Here is a 14,835-nt window from a genome sequence, read left to right as displayed (position 1 = left end):
ATGCACTGACGGCCTCGGAAGGCATCACCAAGGCATCACCAGGCATCACCAGGCATCACCAGGCATCACCAAGGCATTCACGCCTCCCGCAGCCCCGGCGCACCCGCCTCCGAGAGGAACGACGCGGCGGTCGAGACCGGCGCGCCCGGCGTCGTGACGCCGGACACCGTCCGGAGGTCGCCCCGTACGCGCTCCGGGTCGAGCGAGACGACGACGTACCCGCGCCGGGCGTCGTAGTACTTCAGGTGCGGGTTGGCCGCGAGCGTCGTCTCCCAGTCCTCGGGGTGCTCCTGCCCGTCGAAACCGCTGGAGACGGAGGTGCCGAGGAACTCCACGCCGAGCGTGGCGGAGTCCGGGTCGTCGAAGTCCTTCTTCACGTCGAACGCGCAGTGCGTGTGGTCGTCGCCGGTGAGGACCACGAGGTTCCGGACACCGGCCTGCTCGGCGCCGGCCAGGACGCGGGCGCGCGAGGCCGGGTAGCCGTCCCAGGTGTCCATGCTGACCCGGGAGGGCTCGTCGGAGTTCTCCTTGCGCTGGGAGAAGCACACCTGCTGGGCGACGACGTTCCAGGTGGCGGTGGAGGCGCGGAAGCCGTCGAGGAGCCAGCGTTCCTGCTCCTCGCCGGTGATCGTGCGGGCCGGGTCCTGCGACTCGGGTCCGGGTATGTGCCAGCCGTCCCCGTAGGCCTGGTCGGAGCGGTACTGGCGGGTGTCGAGGAGGTCGAACTGCGCGAGCCGGCCGTACGCGAAGCGCCGGTAGAGGCGCATGTCCGGCCCGGCGGGCCGCTGGGGCCGGCGCAGCGGCATGTTCTCCCAGTAGGCGCGGTAGGCGGCGGCGCGGCGGGCACGGAAGAGGTCGACGGGGTCGTTGTGCTGGGAGATGTCGCCCGCGTAGTTGTTCTCGACCTCGTGGTCGTCCCAGGTGAGGTACCAGGGGTGGGCGGCGTGCGCGGCCTGGAGCTCGGGGTCGGACTTGTAGAGGGCGTACCGCTGGCGGTAGTCCTCCAGGGTGACCGTCCAGTGGTCGTAGAACGCCGGCAGCGGGTCCGGGTAGTTCCGGGCGCCCGCCCGGGCGTCGATGGCGTTCTCGTAGATGTAGTCGCCGACGAAGAAGACGGCGTCGAGGTCTTCGCGCGCGAGGTGGCCGAGGGCGGTGTAGTACCCCTCGTCGTACTGCTGGCACGAGAGCAGGCCGAAGCGGGCCGCGGCGACGGCCGCGTCGGCCCGGGGCGCGGTGCGGGTGCGGCCCGCGGGACTGATCCACCGCTCGGCGCGGAAGCGGTACCAGTAGACCCGGTCGGGTTCGAGGCCGCGCAGGTCCAGGTGCACGGTGTGGTTGTCGGCGGCCGGTGCGGCGGCCGTGCCGCTCTGCACGACGCGGCGGAAGGTGTCGTCCTCGGAGAGCTCCCACTGGACGGCGATGCTGCCCTCGGCGGGCAGGCCGTTGCCCGGCTCGTGGGGCCGGGGAGCCAGCCGTGTCCACAGCACGACGGAGTCCGGCAGCGGGTCGCCGGAGGCCACTCCGAGGGTGAAGGGGTTTTCGGAGAGGGGGGTCATGCCGTTCAGATTGCGCGCGGCTGGGGCGGCTGTGAAGAGTCGCGTCACGGCCTTCGCCGGCAGTTGCTCCCCACCGGCTCCGCACCCGCTCCATACCCGCCCGAACGGCTCGTTCCAGGTGTACCGTCCCAGCAGGCGAGGCCGACACCACGGGGGAGGTGGCGCGGTGAGCCACGACGGAGAGCCTCCACCACCACAACCGCCCGAGAACCGCTTCTGGTCCCACGTGTGGAAGTACTGGGTGACCGCAGGCCTGGCCGTGGTGCTGGCGGCGGTCCTTCCGGTGCTGTTCAAGGCGGGGCCCTTCGAGGCGGACGAGGCGGGCGGGCGGGATCCGGCGCCCGCGCCGCCGCCGGCCGCGAGCCCGTCCCTCACGAGACCGCCGGCCGCCGGCCCGCCGGGACCGGCGGATCCGGCGAGCCCCACCGTTCCGGGCTCGCTCCCCCGGCCGGGCACGCCCTCACCGGCCCGGACCCCGTCCTCGCCCGCGGTGTCCGCACGGGTCGTCAGCGTCCTCACCCAGGGGGCGGTCACCCCGGCGGTCACCAAGGTCCAGGTGAACGTGACCTTCAAGGGGCTCAAGGGCAGGACGGCCACCATCAGGTGGCACACCTACAACGACGTCACCAAGCAGAGCATGAGCGGCGACAGCGAGCTCGGCTCCCCGGTCCTGGCCTGGGACAGCACGGACTGGCACCCGACGTTCCTCGTCCCGACGCCGTCGGTGCGCTGGCAGCTGCAGGTCACGGCGTACGGCCCGGACGGCAGGCAACTGGCCACGAATCACTCGAATTTCACGTTCGCGGTGTAGCAAAACCCGGGAGTCGACCAGAAAGTACTTGCCATGTTGGAAAGTACTTGCCATCGTATCCATGCAACGGACAACGGACACGAGGCGACCGACGGAGGCTCATATGCCCGGTTACGAAGCGACCGCCGCGGCGACGGCACTGGCCCGGGCGCAGGCCCTGGATTCCACGGTGCGCAGCGGCTCCCGGTGGTTCGTCCGCTACCAGTGGCTGTTCGGCTGCGCGGCCGCGGTGGCCGTACTCGCCTGCGGCCTGATCGACGGACCGGCGGGCGCGATCGTCTTCGCCGTGCTCTGGGTGGCGGCGGTGACGACCCTGGCCGTCTGGGCGAACCGGCAGCCCGTCAGCCGGCACGGGCTCGGCCGCCGGCACCACGTGATGATCGCCGCCTGGGGCCTGCTCCACGCCGCCGTGATCACGCCGGGCACCATCTGGTTCCGGGGCGATCTCGCGTGGTGGGTGCCCGGGGCCGTCGTCGTCGCCCTGCCCGGGCTGGTCGGCGCCTGGCGGGAGGGGCGGCGGTGACGGCGAGCCATCCGCGGCACGGCCTGGACGAGGTGATCCACGCGCCGGTGCGGTTCTCCATCACGGCGACCCTGGCCGCCGCCGACAAGGCCGAGTTCGCGTTCGTGCGCGACACCGTCGAAGTGAGCGACTCGGTGCTGTCGAAGCAGGTCGCCACGCTGGAGAAGGCGGGCTACGTCAAGGTCACCAAGGGGTACGTGGGCAAGCGGCCGCGCACGTGGCTCGCCCTGACCGCCGAGGGCCGGGCCGCGTTCGCCGCGCACTGTGCGGCGCTGCGGGCGATCGCGGGCGGGCAGGCGGGCGATCGCGAGCACGTAGCCGGCGGGTAGCAGGCAGACGGCGGAGGCGATCCGTCAGGCAGGGGCCGCACCGGACCGCAGCCGCGCCGCCCCGCGGGCCAGTTCCGCCACCCGGCCCCAGTCGCGGCGGGCGAGGGCGTCCGGGGGGAGCATCCAGGAGCCGCCCACGCAGCCGACGTTCGGCAGGGCCAGGTAGGCCGGGGCCGTCTCCGGGCCGATGCCGCCGGTGGGGCAGAAGCGGGCCCCGGGGAGCGGGGAGGCCAGGGAGCGCAGGTACGGCGCGCCGCCCGCCGCCTGGGCGGGGAAGAACTTCATCTCGCGCACCCCGTGTTCCAGCAGGGCCATGACCTCCGAGACCGTCGAGACGCCCGGCAGGAACGGAAGCCCCGTCTCCCGCAGCGCCTCCAGCAGCGGATCCGTCCAGCCGGGGCTGACCAGGAAGCGGGCCCCGGCGCGGACCGCCGCCCGCGCGAGGGCGGGGGAAAGGACGGTCCCGGCGCCCACGACCGCCTCCGGCACCTCCGCGGCGACGGCCCGTATCGCATCGAGCGCGGCGTCCGTCCGCAGCGTCACCTCGATCGCCGGCAGCCCGCCCGCGACGAGCGCGCGGGCGAGGGGTACGGCGTCGGAGGCCTCGGAGAGGACGGCGACGGGGAGGACGGGGGCGAGGCCGAGGACGGAGGCGGGCGCCGGGACGGGCGCGGCGGCGGTCACGAGGCCATCCTGCGCACCACCGCCACCTAACGCAACGATCGTTGCACTATGTGCAACAAGAGGTCCGGCGAGGGGTCCTCAGAGCTCGGTCACCACCACGTCGAGCGCCCACGGCTTGCCGCCCTTCGCGGGAGCCCCGCCCTCCACCGCGTACCCGAGGTCGCGCAGCGCCTCCGCGAGCTCCGCGGGCCCGGCCGGCTCCGCGCCCGCCGTCAGCAGGTCCCGGACCAGCCGGCCCTTGGTGGCCTTGTTGAAGTGGCTCACGACGGACCGCTTCTCGACCCCGTCCACGATCTTCGACTGCAGCACCCGGACCGTCGCCGTCCGCTCCGCGAGCGCGCCCTTCGGCTTCCACGCGGAGGCGTACGCCGCCGACCTGAGGTCGAGCACCATGCCGTCACCCGCCTCCTGCGGCAGGTGGTCGTCCATGACGCCGCGCCAGTACGTGCCCAGCGCGCCCAGCCCCGGCAGCTTCACGCCCATCGAGCAGCGGTACGACGGGATCGCGTCACCGACCCGGACCGCGCCCCACAGCCCCGAGAAGACCAGCAGCGAGCGCTCCGCCCGCTCCCGCGCCGCGGCGTCCAGCGAGGCCAGGCCGAGCGCGTCGTAGAGGACGCCCGTGTAGATCTCGCCCGCGGGGCGGGTGCCGGCCGTCCGCAGCGCCGCGTTCTTCGCGATCTCGCCCCGCAGCCCCGGGGACAGGCCGAGCACCTCCGCGGCCTTGTCCTCGTCGCCCGAGCAGAGCTCCACCAGCTCCGTCAGCACGGTCTCCCGCGCCCCCGCCAGCCCCGGCAGCGACAGCGCGCCGGCCTCCAGCACGGCCCCGGCGCCGGATCCGACGGCGGCGGCCTTCCCTTCGGACGGCGGCAACAGCACGAGCACGGTGTCTTCTCCCATCGGTACGGATGCGTGCGGGTCGATCCGGACGAGCCTAACGCCGCGCCCGGCGCCGCACGCCACGCTCGCCGTGCCCCGCGCCCGCACCGGAAATACGCTCGTCCCATGCCCCGCCGCAAGATGCACGTGACCGACGCGGACGGCAGTCCCCTGCGGGCCGCGCTGCGCCGGCTGCGCGAGGACACCGGGGTGACCGAGGAATTCCCGGCCGACGCCCTCGCGGAGGCCGAGCAGGCCGCGCGCCGTCCCCGCCTCCCGGCGTACGACGCCACCGAGCTGCCGCTCTTCACCGTCGACCCGCCCGGCTCGATGGACCTCGACCAGGCCATGCACCTGGAGCGGCGCGACGGCGGGGGCTTCCGCGTGTACTACGCGATCGCCGACGTGGCCGCCTTCGTCCGCCCCGGCCAGGCCCTGGACGCCGAGGCGCACCGCCGTGTGATGACCCTCTACTACCCCGACGGGCGCGTTCCGCTCCACCCCGCCGTCCTCGGCGAGGGCGCGGCCAGCCTGCTCCCCGACCACAGCCGGCCCGCCCTGCTGTGGCGCTTCGACCTCGACGCGGACGGCCGGGTCGAGGCGACGGACCTGCGGCGCGCGCTCGTGCGCAGCCGGGCCCGGCTCGACTACGCGGCCGTCCAGCACGCCCTGGACTCCGGCACGGCCGAGGAGTCGCTGTGCCTGCTGCGCGAGGCCGGGATGCGGCGCGAGGCGCTGGAGCGCGCCCGGGGCGGGATCTCGCTCAACGTCCCCGAGCAGGAGATCGTGCACCGCGGCAACCGCTACGCGCTCGCCTACCGCACTCCCCTGCCCGCGGAGGGCTGGAACGCCCAGATATCCCTGATGACGGGCATGGCCGCGGCCGGCCTGATGCTGCGCGCGGGCACCGGCATCCTGCGCACGCTGCCCACCGCGCCCGAGCGGGCCGTCGACCGGCTGCGGCGCGTGGCCCGCGCCCTCGGCGTCACCTGGCCGGAGGACATGCCGTACGCGGTCGTCATCCGCGCGCTCGACCCCTCCCACACCCAGCACGCGGCCTTCCTCCAGGAGTGCACGGCGCTGCTGCGCGGCGCGGGCTACACCGTCTTCGACCGCGAGCGGCCCACGGAGCGCCCGGTACCCGCCGACCCCGGCCACGCCGCCCTCGCCGCCCCGTACGCGCACTGCACCGCTCCCCTGCGCCGCCTGGTCGACCGCTACACCGGCGAGCTGTGCCTGGCCGCCGCCGCGGGCACCGACCCGCCCGAGTGGGTACGGGCCGCGCTCGACGCCCTGCCCGGCGAGATGGAGACGGGGGCGCGGCGCGCGGCCCAGGTCGAGCGGGAGTGCGTGGACCTGGTCGAGGCGGCGCTGCTGCGCGACCGGATCGGGCAGGTCTTCGACGCGTACGTGGTGGACGTGCAGGAGGACCGCCCGACCGCGGGCACGGTCCACCTCTACGAGCCGGCGGTGGTCGGCCACGTCGAGGGCGACGGCGACGGGCCGCCGCTGCCCCTCGGGCACCGCATGCGCGTGCGGGTGATCGAGGCGGACCCGGGCCGCGACAAGGTGTGGTTCGCCCCGGCCTAGCCGGGAGCGGCGGTGACGGGCTCCGGGTTCCCGGGGCGATCGTGGCAGCCCCCGCCAGGTAGCATGGTCGGCACGGCGGACGAGCCGGCCGGGCGGCCGCGTGGGATCTTCGGATCCCCCGAGGAACGTCCGGGCTCCATACGGCAGGGTGGTGGGTAACGCCCACCCGGGGTGACCCGCGGGACAGTGCCACAGAAAACAGACCGCCGGGAGCCGCGAGGCTTCCGGTAAGGGTGAAACGGTGGTGTAAGAGACCACCAGCGCCTGAGGTGACTCAGGCGGCTAGGTAAACCCCACCCGGAGCAAGGTCAAGAGGGGCCGCTTCACGGCGGCCCTGCGCGGACGATCGAGGGCTGCCCGCCCGAGTCCGCGGGTAGACCGCTTGAGCCTGCCGGCAACGGCAGGCCTAGATGGATGGCCGCCTCCCCGAGGACCGCAAGGGCCTCGGGAGACAGAACCCGGCTTACAGGCCGACTCGTCCGCCGCCTGTCTTGCACGAGCCCCTCCGGCCGCCTGCCGATGCGCAGGCGGCCGGAGGGGCTCTTGTGCTTACCGGTGCTTCCGGCGCTTACCGGCGCTTCCGGTGCTTACCGGGTCAGAGCCAGCCGTTCTGCCGGGCCGCGCGGACGGCCTCCATGCGGTTGCGGGTCTGGGTCTTGCCGATGGCCGCCGACAGGTAGTTGCGGACCGTCGCGGGCGACAGGTGGACCTTCGCCGCGATGTCGGCCACCGTCGCCCCGTCGACCGCCGCCGCGAGGACGTCGCGCTCGCGCTGGGTCAGGGGGTTGGGGCCCGCGCTGAGGGCGGCGGCGGCCAGGGCCGGGTCGATGACGCGCTCTCCGGCCAGGACCCGCCGGATCGCCGCGGCCAGGTCCTCGACCGGGCCGTCCTTGACGAGGAAGCCCGCCGCTCCGGCCTCCATCGCGCGGCGCAGGTAGCCGGGGCGGCCGAAGGTGGTGAGGATCAGCACCTGGCAGCCGGGCATCCGGGCGCGCAGGTCGGCGGCGGCGTCCAGGCCGCTGCGGCCGGGCAGTTCGATGTCGAGGAGCGCGACGTCCGGCTTCGTCTCCAGGGCCTTGGGGACGATCGCGTCGCCGTCGCCGACCTGGGCGACGATCTCTATGTCCTCCTCCAGCCCGAGCAGCAGCGCGAGCGCACCTCGCATCATTCCCTGGTCCTCGGCGAGGAGCAGCTTGATCATGAGCGGTGGTCCTCCTCGGACTCCGAGTCCACGGGCAGTTCGGCCACGAGCCGGAAGCCCTTGCGCCCGTCCGGGCCGGCCGTCAGGTGGCCGCCGGCGGCGGCCAGCCGCTCGGTCAGGCCCTTGAGGCCGTTCCCGGGCGAGGCGGGGGCCGCGTCCGAGCCTACGCCGCCGCCGTTGTCGGTGATCTCCAGGCGTACCTGGTCGGTCTCGCCGCGCACTTCGACCGTGCAGCGGCCGGCGCCGCTGTGCCGGACGACGTTCGTGACGCCCTCCCGTACGACCCAGCCCAGCAGGGCCGCGCTCTGCGGCGGCAGCGGGGGCCCGGACTGGCGGATGTCCGGGGTGATGCCGGAGGCCTCCAGGAGGGAGCGGGCGCGGTCGAGTTCGGTGGTGAGGGTGGACTCGCGGTAGCCGGTGACGGCCTCGCGGATCTCGGTGAGGGCCTGCCGGCCCACGGCCTCGATGTCGGCCGCCTGCCCGATCGCGGCGTCCAGGTTGCGCGGGGCGAGCCGGCGCACCGCCTCCGCCTTGACGACGATGACGGACATGGTGTGGCCGAGCAGGTCGTGCAGGTCGCGCGAGAACCGCAGCCGCTCCCGCTCCACGGCGCTGCGGGCCAGTTCCTCGCGGGTGGCGCGCAGTTGGGCCACGGTCTCGAAGAGGCTGAGGATCGCGGCGGTGACGAAGCCGGAGAGCAGGGTCCCGTAGGCGACGGTCAGGGATTCCGACGGGCCGCCCCGGAAGCTCGCGATCACCCCGGCCGAGCCGGCGAGGGCGAGGACGATGACGCCCAGCCGGCGCCCGCTCTCGGTCAGCCCGCGCCGCAGCACGATGCCGGTGGCCAGCGACAGGAGCGGGAAGCACAGCAGCCAGTCGCCGCCGTAACCGATGGTCAGCGCGTACGTGGCGACGGCCATGCCGATGAGCGAGAGGAGCGGGACGCGGGTCCCCCGGTACCGCTGGTCGAGCCCGGTGAAGACCGTGAGGATGTACAGGGCGGCGAAGGCCACCACGCCCACCCAGCCGAGCCAGGGCAGCGGCACCTCGCCCCGGAGCAGCTCCTGGACGTCCCCGGTGAGCATGAAGAGCCAGGGCAGGAAGGCGAACTTCCCCGGTGGCTTGTGCCGCTCCAGCTCGGACTTGCGGCCGGCCCAGCGGCCCGCTTTGCGGCCCGCCTTGAACCCGGTCTTGCGCTCGGTCTTGCTTTCGCTCATGTTCAGAACTCTAGGGAACGCGGCTCTGAGCTGGGCAGATGCAAGTGTGGGCGACCACCCGTGACATTTGTCCCGGACCCGGCTATACAGGGGGTTCCATCGGATCGGCTAGAACGCGTTCTAGGAAGGTTCCCGATGCCCATCGACGTACGCCGGGCCGTCGCCGCCGCCCCTCGCAGCACCTCCCTGACCTGGGATCACAAAGACGTCCTGCTCTACCACCTCGGCATCGGCGCGGGCACCCCCGCCACGGACCCGGACGAGCTCCGGTACACCCTGGAGAGCCGGCTCCACGTCCTCCCGAGCTTCGCCACCGTCGCCGGCGGAGGCACCGCGCAGGCCGGCGGCCTCGCCGCCCCCGGCATCGACATCGACCTCGCCGCGGTGCTGCACGGCGGCCAGTCCCTCGACGTGCACCGCCCGCTCCCGGTCCGCGGCTCCGTCACCCTCACCTCGCGCGTCGCCGCCGTCCACGACAAGGGCAAGGCGGCCGTCATCGTGCTGCGCTCGGAGGCCGCGGACGCCGAGGGGCCGCTGTGGACGGGCGAGAGCGAGATCTTCGTCAAGGGCGAGGGCGGCTTCGGCGGCGAGCGCGGCGCCTCCACCCGCCTGGAGGCGCCCGTCCGCGCCCCCGACGCCGTCGTGGAGCGCCCCGTCCGCGAGGACCAGGCGCTCCTCTACCGCCTCTCCGGCGACTGGAACCCCCTGCACGCCGACCCCGAGTTCGCCAAGCTCGCGGGCTACGACCGGCCGATCCTGCACGGCCTGTGCTCGTACGGCATCACCCTCAAGGCCGTCGTCGACACCGCCCTCGGCGGGGACGTCACCCGCGTCCGCGCGTACCGCACCCGCTTCGCCGGCGTCGTCTACCCCGGCGAGACGCTGCGCGTGCGGATGTGGCGGGAGACCCCGGCGCCCGGCCGGATCCAGGTCTCCGTCAGCGCCGTGGAGCGCGACGACGCGCCCGTCCTCGCGGACACGGTCGTCACGCACGGGTGAGCCTCCGGCCGGTCCGGCGGACATCCGCCCGGTGCGGGCCCGCACGGCACCGCCGATAAGCCGCACGGCACTGCCGATAATCCGCACGGCACCGTCGATAAGCCGCGTCGCGCCCGCCCGCCGCCGCGGCGGCGGGGAGCCCGGCGGATTCCGCAGCCACCGCAACCGACACGCACGACGCGTCGGAAACCGCGTCAAAGGAGTGGTCATGCGCGCAGCCGTACAGCACGAGACAGGACGGCCCCGGCTCGAAGTCCGCGACGACGTCGAGGCGGTGGGCTTCGGCCCCGGCAAGGTCCGGCTGCGCATGCGGGCCACCGGGCTCTGCCACTCCGACCTCTCCGCCATGAGCGGGGTGCTCCCCCAGCTCGTGCCCTTCGTCCCCGGGCACGAGGGGGCCGGCGAAGTCGTCGAGGTGGGCGAGGGCGTCGCCGGACTGCAGCCCGGCGACCGCGTCCTGGTCTGCTGGCTGCCGCCCTGCGGCGGCTGTCCCGCCTGCAAGCGCGGGCAGAGCCAGCTGTGCCTGGCGAGCCTCATGGAGGCCGGCACCCCCAACTTCCGCCTGGGCGGCGCCGACCTCTTCGGCTTCGCCGGCACCGGCACCTTCGCCGAGGAGGCCGTCGTCGGCGCGGGCTGCGCCGTGCCCATCCCCGACGACCTGCCCTACGACATCGCCGCCCTCATCGGCTGCGGCGTCACCACCGGCCTCGGCGCCGCCCTCAACACCGCCGACGTCACCGCCGGTTCCTCGGTGGCCGTCATCGGCTGCGGCGGCGTCGGGATCTGCGCGATCCAGGGCGCGCGGGCCGCGGGCGCCGCGCAGATCGTCGCCGTCGACCCGGTCGCCTCCCGGCGCGAGGCCGGCCTGCGCTTCGGCGCGACCGAGGCCGTACCGCCCGAGGCGCTCGCCGACGCCCGGGCGCGCGTCACCGGCGGCGAGGGCTTCGACTACGCCTTCGAGGTCGTCGGCACCTCCGCCACCGCCCGGGCCGCGTACGACGCGACGCGGCGCGGCGGCACGCTCTGCGTCGTCGGGGCCGGGGCCATGGACGACCTCTTCCAGATCAACATGTTCGAGCTGTTCTTCGACGAGAAGAGGATCCTGCCGTCCCTGTACGGCGGCGGGGACGTCCTGCGCTCGTACGAACGGGCCATCGCCCTGTGGCGGGCCGGCCGCATCGACCTCGCGGGCCTGATCACGCACCGCGTCCCGCTGTCCGGCGTCAACGACGCCCTGGAACAGATGCGGACGGGCGAGGCGCTGCGCACGTGCATCGAGATCTGAGACGAGTCCGGGATGAGTCCTGAGATGAGAGGGGTGTGACGCGGCATGTTGTCCTTGCGCGGCAGGACCGCGATCGTCACCGGCGCGGGGCGCGGCCTCGGCCGGGCCGAGGCCCTCGAACTGGCCCGGCTCGGCGCGCACGTCGTCGTCAACGACTACGGGCAGCCCGGCGCCGACGGCTCCGGCGAGGCGTCGGCCGCGCCTGCCGAGGCCGTCGCCGCAGAGATCCGGGCGGCGGGCGGGCTCGCCACCGCCCACGTCGGCGACGTCGCCGACTTCGAGACCGCCCGCGACCTCGTCCGGCTCGCCGTCGCGGCCGGCGGCGGCTCGCTCGACGTCCTGGTCAACAACGCGGGCATCCTGCGCGACCGGATGGTCTTCTCCATGGCCGAGGACGAGTGGGACGCCGTGATCCGCGTCCACCTCAAGGGCCACTTCAACACCGTGCGCTTCGCCTCCGCGCACTGGCGGGAGCGGGCGAAGGCCTCCGGGCGGCCGGTGTACGGACGGATCGTCAACACCTCCTCCGAGGCGTTCCTCATCGGCTCCCCCGGACAGCCCAACTACGCGGCGGCCAAGGGCGGCATCGTCGGCCTCACCACCTCCACGGCGGAGGCCCTGCGCAAGTACGGGGTCACGGTGAACGCCATCTGCCCGCGGGCCCGCACCCGGATGACCGAGCGGATCTTCGCCGGGGTCGGCACGCCGGCGGACGGGGGAACCGACCCGCTGGCCCCCGGGCACGTCGCGCCGCTGGTCGGCTATCTCGCCGCGCCGGCGGCGGCGGGGGTGACCGGGCAGGTGCTCCTCGTGCACGGCGGCATGGTCGCGGTCATGGAGCGGCCGAAGGTCGCGGCGCGGTTCGATACGGCCAAGGACGTGTTCACCGTCGAGGAGCTGGACGGGCTCCTCACCCCGCACTTCGCCGGGCGGCCGCCCGGGGAGACGTTCGCCGCGCCGGAGGTGTGGCAGCTGGGGCCCGGCTGACGGGGCGTCGGGCCCCGGAAACGCCTCGGGCGCCGGGGGTGTCCGCTTGAGCGGGACCACCCGGCGCCCGAGGGCTGACCGGAATCGCGTCGACGACGCCGGTCAGTGGCCTTCCGGCGTACGGCGGTGCTTGCCGTGGGCAGGGGCGCTGTTGTCTTCGGGGGAAGCCGGACCACGGTGCCTGCCGGAGCCGGCGGCTGCGGCCTGGGACGCCTCAAGGGGGCGTGCCTCGGTCGTGTCGGTTCGGGCGTCGGGCATGGGGAAAGTCACTCCGTCGGATGGGGATGCGTGGCTTGCGCGTAGGGGGCTGCCACGGCAGTGGCGCACGGTGTCGGCGGACGCCGACACGCCCTCCGCGCACGGCCGTCCGGCTCACGACGGTGACCGTCCGGTACAGCTGCGCAACCCCCGCCCGGATTCTAACGGGACCTTGATCGCCCGGGCCACCCGGCCGGACCGCGAGTCGGCGGCCGCTCAGGTGCGGTGCTCCCTCCCCAGCGGGGCCTGCTGCAGGGGCACGGGCCGGGGCGGCACGCCCCCCTGCCCCCCGCCCGCGGAGGCCGCCACGGACCAGGCCCCGGGCATACCGGCCCCGGGAAGCCCGGTAGGAGGCACGGCGGTCCAGACGGAGGCGGGCGACTCCGCCCGCACCGCCTGCGGGGCCGCCTGCGGGGCCGCCTGCGGGGCCGCCTGCGGAGCCGCCTGCGGAGCCGCCTGCGGCGGGCCGGGCGGGGGCCCTTCGTGGGGGCGCTCCAGAAGGGGAGGGGCCGCCTGCGGCGGGCAGGGCGCCTGATGCGGCTGCGCCTGCGGCGGGGCGGGGCGGGGCACTTCCTGCAGGAGCGACTGCAGCTGCGGCCCGCCCGCAGACGCGGACTCCGGCACCGACCGGGCCGATTGCGGCCCCGAGCGCGGCACTTCCTCCAGCAACGACGGCACCACGGAAGCCGCCGGCTCCGCCGGACGGGGCACTTCCTGCAGCAACGGCTGCCCGGCCGGGAGAGGTGCCTCCTGCTGCGGCACGGCGGGCTCCGCCGGACGGGACGCCTCCTGCAGGGGGAGCGCCTGCGGCTGCACCGAGCGGGGCACCTCGTGCAGCAATGGCTGCGACACCCGCTGCGGCGCCGGGGAGGCCTCGTGCCCCGGCACCGAACGCGGCACTTCCTGCAACAGCGGCACCTGCACCTGCGGCGCGATGGGCGCCGTCGGCTCCGCCGGGCGGGCTGCTTCCTGCAGGAGGGGCGCCTGCGGCTGTACCGAGCGGGGCACCTCGTGCAGCAACGGCTGCACCACCCGCTGCGGCGCTACGGAGGTCCCGTACCCCGGCACCGAACGCGGCACTTCCTGCAGCAGTGGTGTCTGCAGCTGCGGTCCACCCGGAGCCGCCGGCTCCGGCCGGGGTGGCTGTGGCGGTACGAGGCGGGGGACTTCCCTCAGCAACGGCTGGGACGCGGGCGCCGCCTGCGAAGGCGGCTGCTCCGGCGCCGGGCGAGGCGCCTGCAGGAGCGGCCCCTGCGGCTGCCGCCCCATCGCCGGCGGCGGCTGGGTCCGGTGTTCCGGCCCGGAGGGCTGCCCGGGCTCCGGCCCGGAGGGCGACGGCGGCCGCTGTTCCGGCGCGGTGCGCGGCCCGCCGGGGGCCGCGTCCCGCGCCGCACCGCGCCCGCCGGTATCCCGTGTCTCCCCCCGCTCCCCTTCCGGCAGCCGCAGCCGCGCCAGCCCGCACCGCACGTACGGCGTGACGAACGGCAGCCGGAGCTCGCCGCCGGTGGTCCACAGGCCCGCGCCGACCAGCCAGCCGGCCGGTGCGGGGAACTGCTGCAGCTGACGGCCCGACGGGCGCCACACCCCCACCCAGCTGCCGGTCGCGCCCTCGACCCGGAAGGCCACGGCGCATCCTTCGGGCGTGAGCTCCTGCCCGGGCTGGGCGGCGAACGGGGTGAGCACCGCGCCCGCGGGCCGCAGGCATTCCGGGAAGCGCACGGGCCGCGCGGAGCCGAGCACGCCCCACCCGAGGCGGTCCTGGCCGGGGGCGTCCGACCGGACGAGCAGGAGACCGCTGTAGGGGTCGGCGAGCAGCAGCCGGTCGTTGCTCTCCTCGGTGATCTGCAGCAGCGGGCTGGTCTCACCGCCGCGCTCCAGGTCGACGACGACGGTCTTGGTGCGGCCGTCCAGCTCGCGGTCGAGGGCCAGGAGCCGGCCCGTCCGGTCGAGCCAGGCGCCGCCCGCGCAGCTGCCCGGCACCTCCACGACCCGCTCGGGCCCGAAGGAGCCGCCGTGCAGCCGCCACAGCGCGGTGGTGCGCTCGGCGTGCACGAGCCCGTAGGCGGTGGCGCCGCCCGGCGCGGGGGGCAGCAGGGTCAGCCGGGCGCACTCGACGGCGCCGACGGACACCTCCCCGGTGCCGGGGCCGGTGGGGTAGAGCAGCGAGAGCGTGTGCCGCTCGGCGACCCGGCGGCGGATGAGGACGCGCCCGTCGGCGAGCGGCTGCACCTCGCTGTCGGGCTCCTCGGGCTGGCTGCCGGGCAGCGGCACGGCGTACGGCTCGGGGCCGTCGAGCGTCCAGCGCTCGGGGAACCAGCCGCCCGTGCCGCCGTCGAGGGCCAGCCGGGCGGCGTACGAGCCGTTCGCCGTGACCGTGAACGCCGCGCGTCTCATGTCCATCGAGCCACTCCGCGGGGTGCTCTGTGGAGTGCTCTGGGGGGCACAGACCGTCATGAGAAACGTCACCTCCGGCACTGAACGTAGTTATCGCACTTCCAGCCGAACAATGAGAGTCG

The 14,835-nt window shown here is 74.8% G+C and carries 13 protein-coding genes and 1 other RNA gene; 8 read left to right on the top strand and 6 right to left on the bottom strand.

Features of this window, described 5'->3' with window-relative positions:
• Positions 1–77 precede the first annotated feature (77 nt).
• Positions 78–1,556, bottom strand: coding sequence for an alkaline phosphatase D family protein (locus tag IE241_RS08260; protein ID WP_190020940.1), 1,479 nt, complete (start codon positions 1,554–1,556; stop codon positions 78–80).
• Positions 1,557–1,722: 166 nt separating this feature from the next.
• Here IE241_RS08260 and IE241_RS08255 point away from each other — a divergent pair, with 166 nt between their 5' ends.
• From IE241_RS08255 to IE241_RS08245, 3 genes are all read left to right on the top strand, one after another.
• Positions 1,723–2,367 carry a hypothetical protein gene (locus IE241_RS08255; RefSeq protein WP_190020939.1) on the top strand — a complete coding sequence of 215 codons (645 nt, stop codon included), beginning with the start codon at positions 1,723–1,725 and terminating at the stop codon, positions 2,365–2,367.
• Between the two features lie 103 nt (positions 2,368–2,470).
• Complete coding sequence (locus IE241_RS08250; RefSeq protein ID WP_190020938.1) at positions 2,471–2,890, top strand: hypothetical protein; 420 nt, start codon at positions 2,471–2,473, stop codon at positions 2,888–2,890.
• A complete protein-coding gene (locus tag IE241_RS08245) occupies positions 2,887–3,219 on the top strand; it encodes a winged helix-turn-helix domain-containing protein (RefSeq protein ID WP_229898916.1) in 333 nt (110 codons plus the stop codon). Before IE241_RS08250 ends, IE241_RS08245 begins: the two co-directional genes overlap by 4 nt.
• Before the next feature lie 24 nt (positions 3,220–3,243).
• Here IE241_RS08245 and eda read toward each other — a convergent pair whose 3' ends face one another.
• Positions 3,244–3,903, bottom strand: a complete 660-nt coding sequence (gene eda / locus IE241_RS08240; protein ID WP_190020937.1) for a bifunctional 4-hydroxy-2-oxoglutarate aldolase/2-dehydro-3-deoxy-phosphogluconate aldolase — start codon at positions 3,901–3,903, stop codon at positions 3,244–3,246.
• A 78-nt stretch (positions 3,904–3,981) separates the two neighbouring features.
• Entirely contained in the window at positions 3,982–4,788 is an 807-nt protein-coding gene (gene yaaA / locus IE241_RS08235) for a peroxide stress protein YaaA (protein WP_190020936.1), read from the bottom strand.
• 120 nt (positions 4,789–4,908) lie between these two features.
• Between yaaA and IE241_RS08230 the strand changes: the two genes are divergently transcribed.
• Positions 4,909–6,372 carry an RNB domain-containing ribonuclease gene (locus IE241_RS08230; RefSeq protein WP_190020935.1) on the top strand — a complete coding sequence of 488 codons (1,464 nt, stop codon included), beginning with the start codon at positions 4,909–4,911 and terminating at the stop codon, positions 6,370–6,372.
• Positions 6,373–6,452: 80 nt separating this feature from the next.
• Positions 6,453–6,854: RNase P RNA component class A (rnpB, locus tag IE241_RS08225), an RNA gene on the top strand.
• A 113-nt stretch (positions 6,855–6,967) separates the two neighbouring features.
• Here the strand turns inward: rnpB and IE241_RS08220 are convergent.
• Complete coding sequence (locus IE241_RS08220; RefSeq protein WP_190020934.1) at positions 6,968–7,573, bottom strand: response regulator transcription factor; 606 nt, start codon at positions 7,571–7,573, stop codon at positions 6,968–6,970.
• On the bottom strand, positions 7,570–8,790 hold the full coding sequence (locus IE241_RS08215; RefSeq protein ID WP_190020933.1) for a sensor histidine kinase: 1,221 nt from the start codon (positions 8,788–8,790) through the stop codon (positions 7,570–7,572). Before IE241_RS08215 ends, IE241_RS08220 begins: the two co-directional genes overlap by 4 nt.
• 135 nt (positions 8,791–8,925) lie before the next feature.
• Between IE241_RS08215 and chsH3 the strand changes: the two genes are divergently transcribed.
• The 3 genes from chsH3 to IE241_RS08200 all read left to right on the top strand — a co-directional run bounded on the left by chsH3 (position 8,926) and on the right by IE241_RS08200 (position 12,061).
• Positions 8,926–9,789: an enoyl-CoA hydratase ChsH3 gene (chsH3, locus tag IE241_RS08210; protein WP_190020932.1), complete on the top strand. Its 864-nt coding sequence runs from the start codon at positions 8,926–8,928 to the stop codon at positions 9,787–9,789.
• Between the two features lie 208 nt (positions 9,790–9,997).
• Positions 9,998–11,074 (top strand): alcohol dehydrogenase catalytic domain-containing protein, encoded by a 1,077-nt coding sequence (locus IE241_RS08205; protein ID WP_190020931.1) that lies wholly within the window; start codon positions 9,998–10,000, stop codon positions 11,072–11,074.
• A 45-nt stretch (positions 11,075–11,119) separates the two neighbouring features.
• Positions 11,120–12,061 (top strand): 3-oxoacyl-ACP reductase, encoded by a 942-nt coding sequence (locus IE241_RS08200; RefSeq protein WP_190020930.1) that lies wholly within the window; start codon positions 11,120–11,122, stop codon positions 12,059–12,061.
• A gap of 474 nt (positions 12,062–12,535) precedes the next feature.
• On the opposite strand, the gene IE241_RS34775 is transcribed toward IE241_RS08200, so the two are convergent.
• Positions 12,536–14,719: a hypothetical protein gene (locus IE241_RS34775; protein ID WP_190020929.1), complete on the bottom strand. Its 2,184-nt coding sequence runs from the start codon at positions 14,717–14,719 to the stop codon at positions 12,536–12,538.
• Between the last annotated feature and the right edge of the window lie 116 nt (positions 14,720–14,835).

The organism is Streptomyces hiroshimensis, from assembly GCF_014650335.1.
GTDB lineage: Bacteria > Actinomycetota > Actinomycetes > Streptomycetales > Streptomycetaceae > Streptomyces > Streptomyces hiroshimensis.
This window is presented reverse-complemented; position numbering and strand designations above follow the sequence as displayed.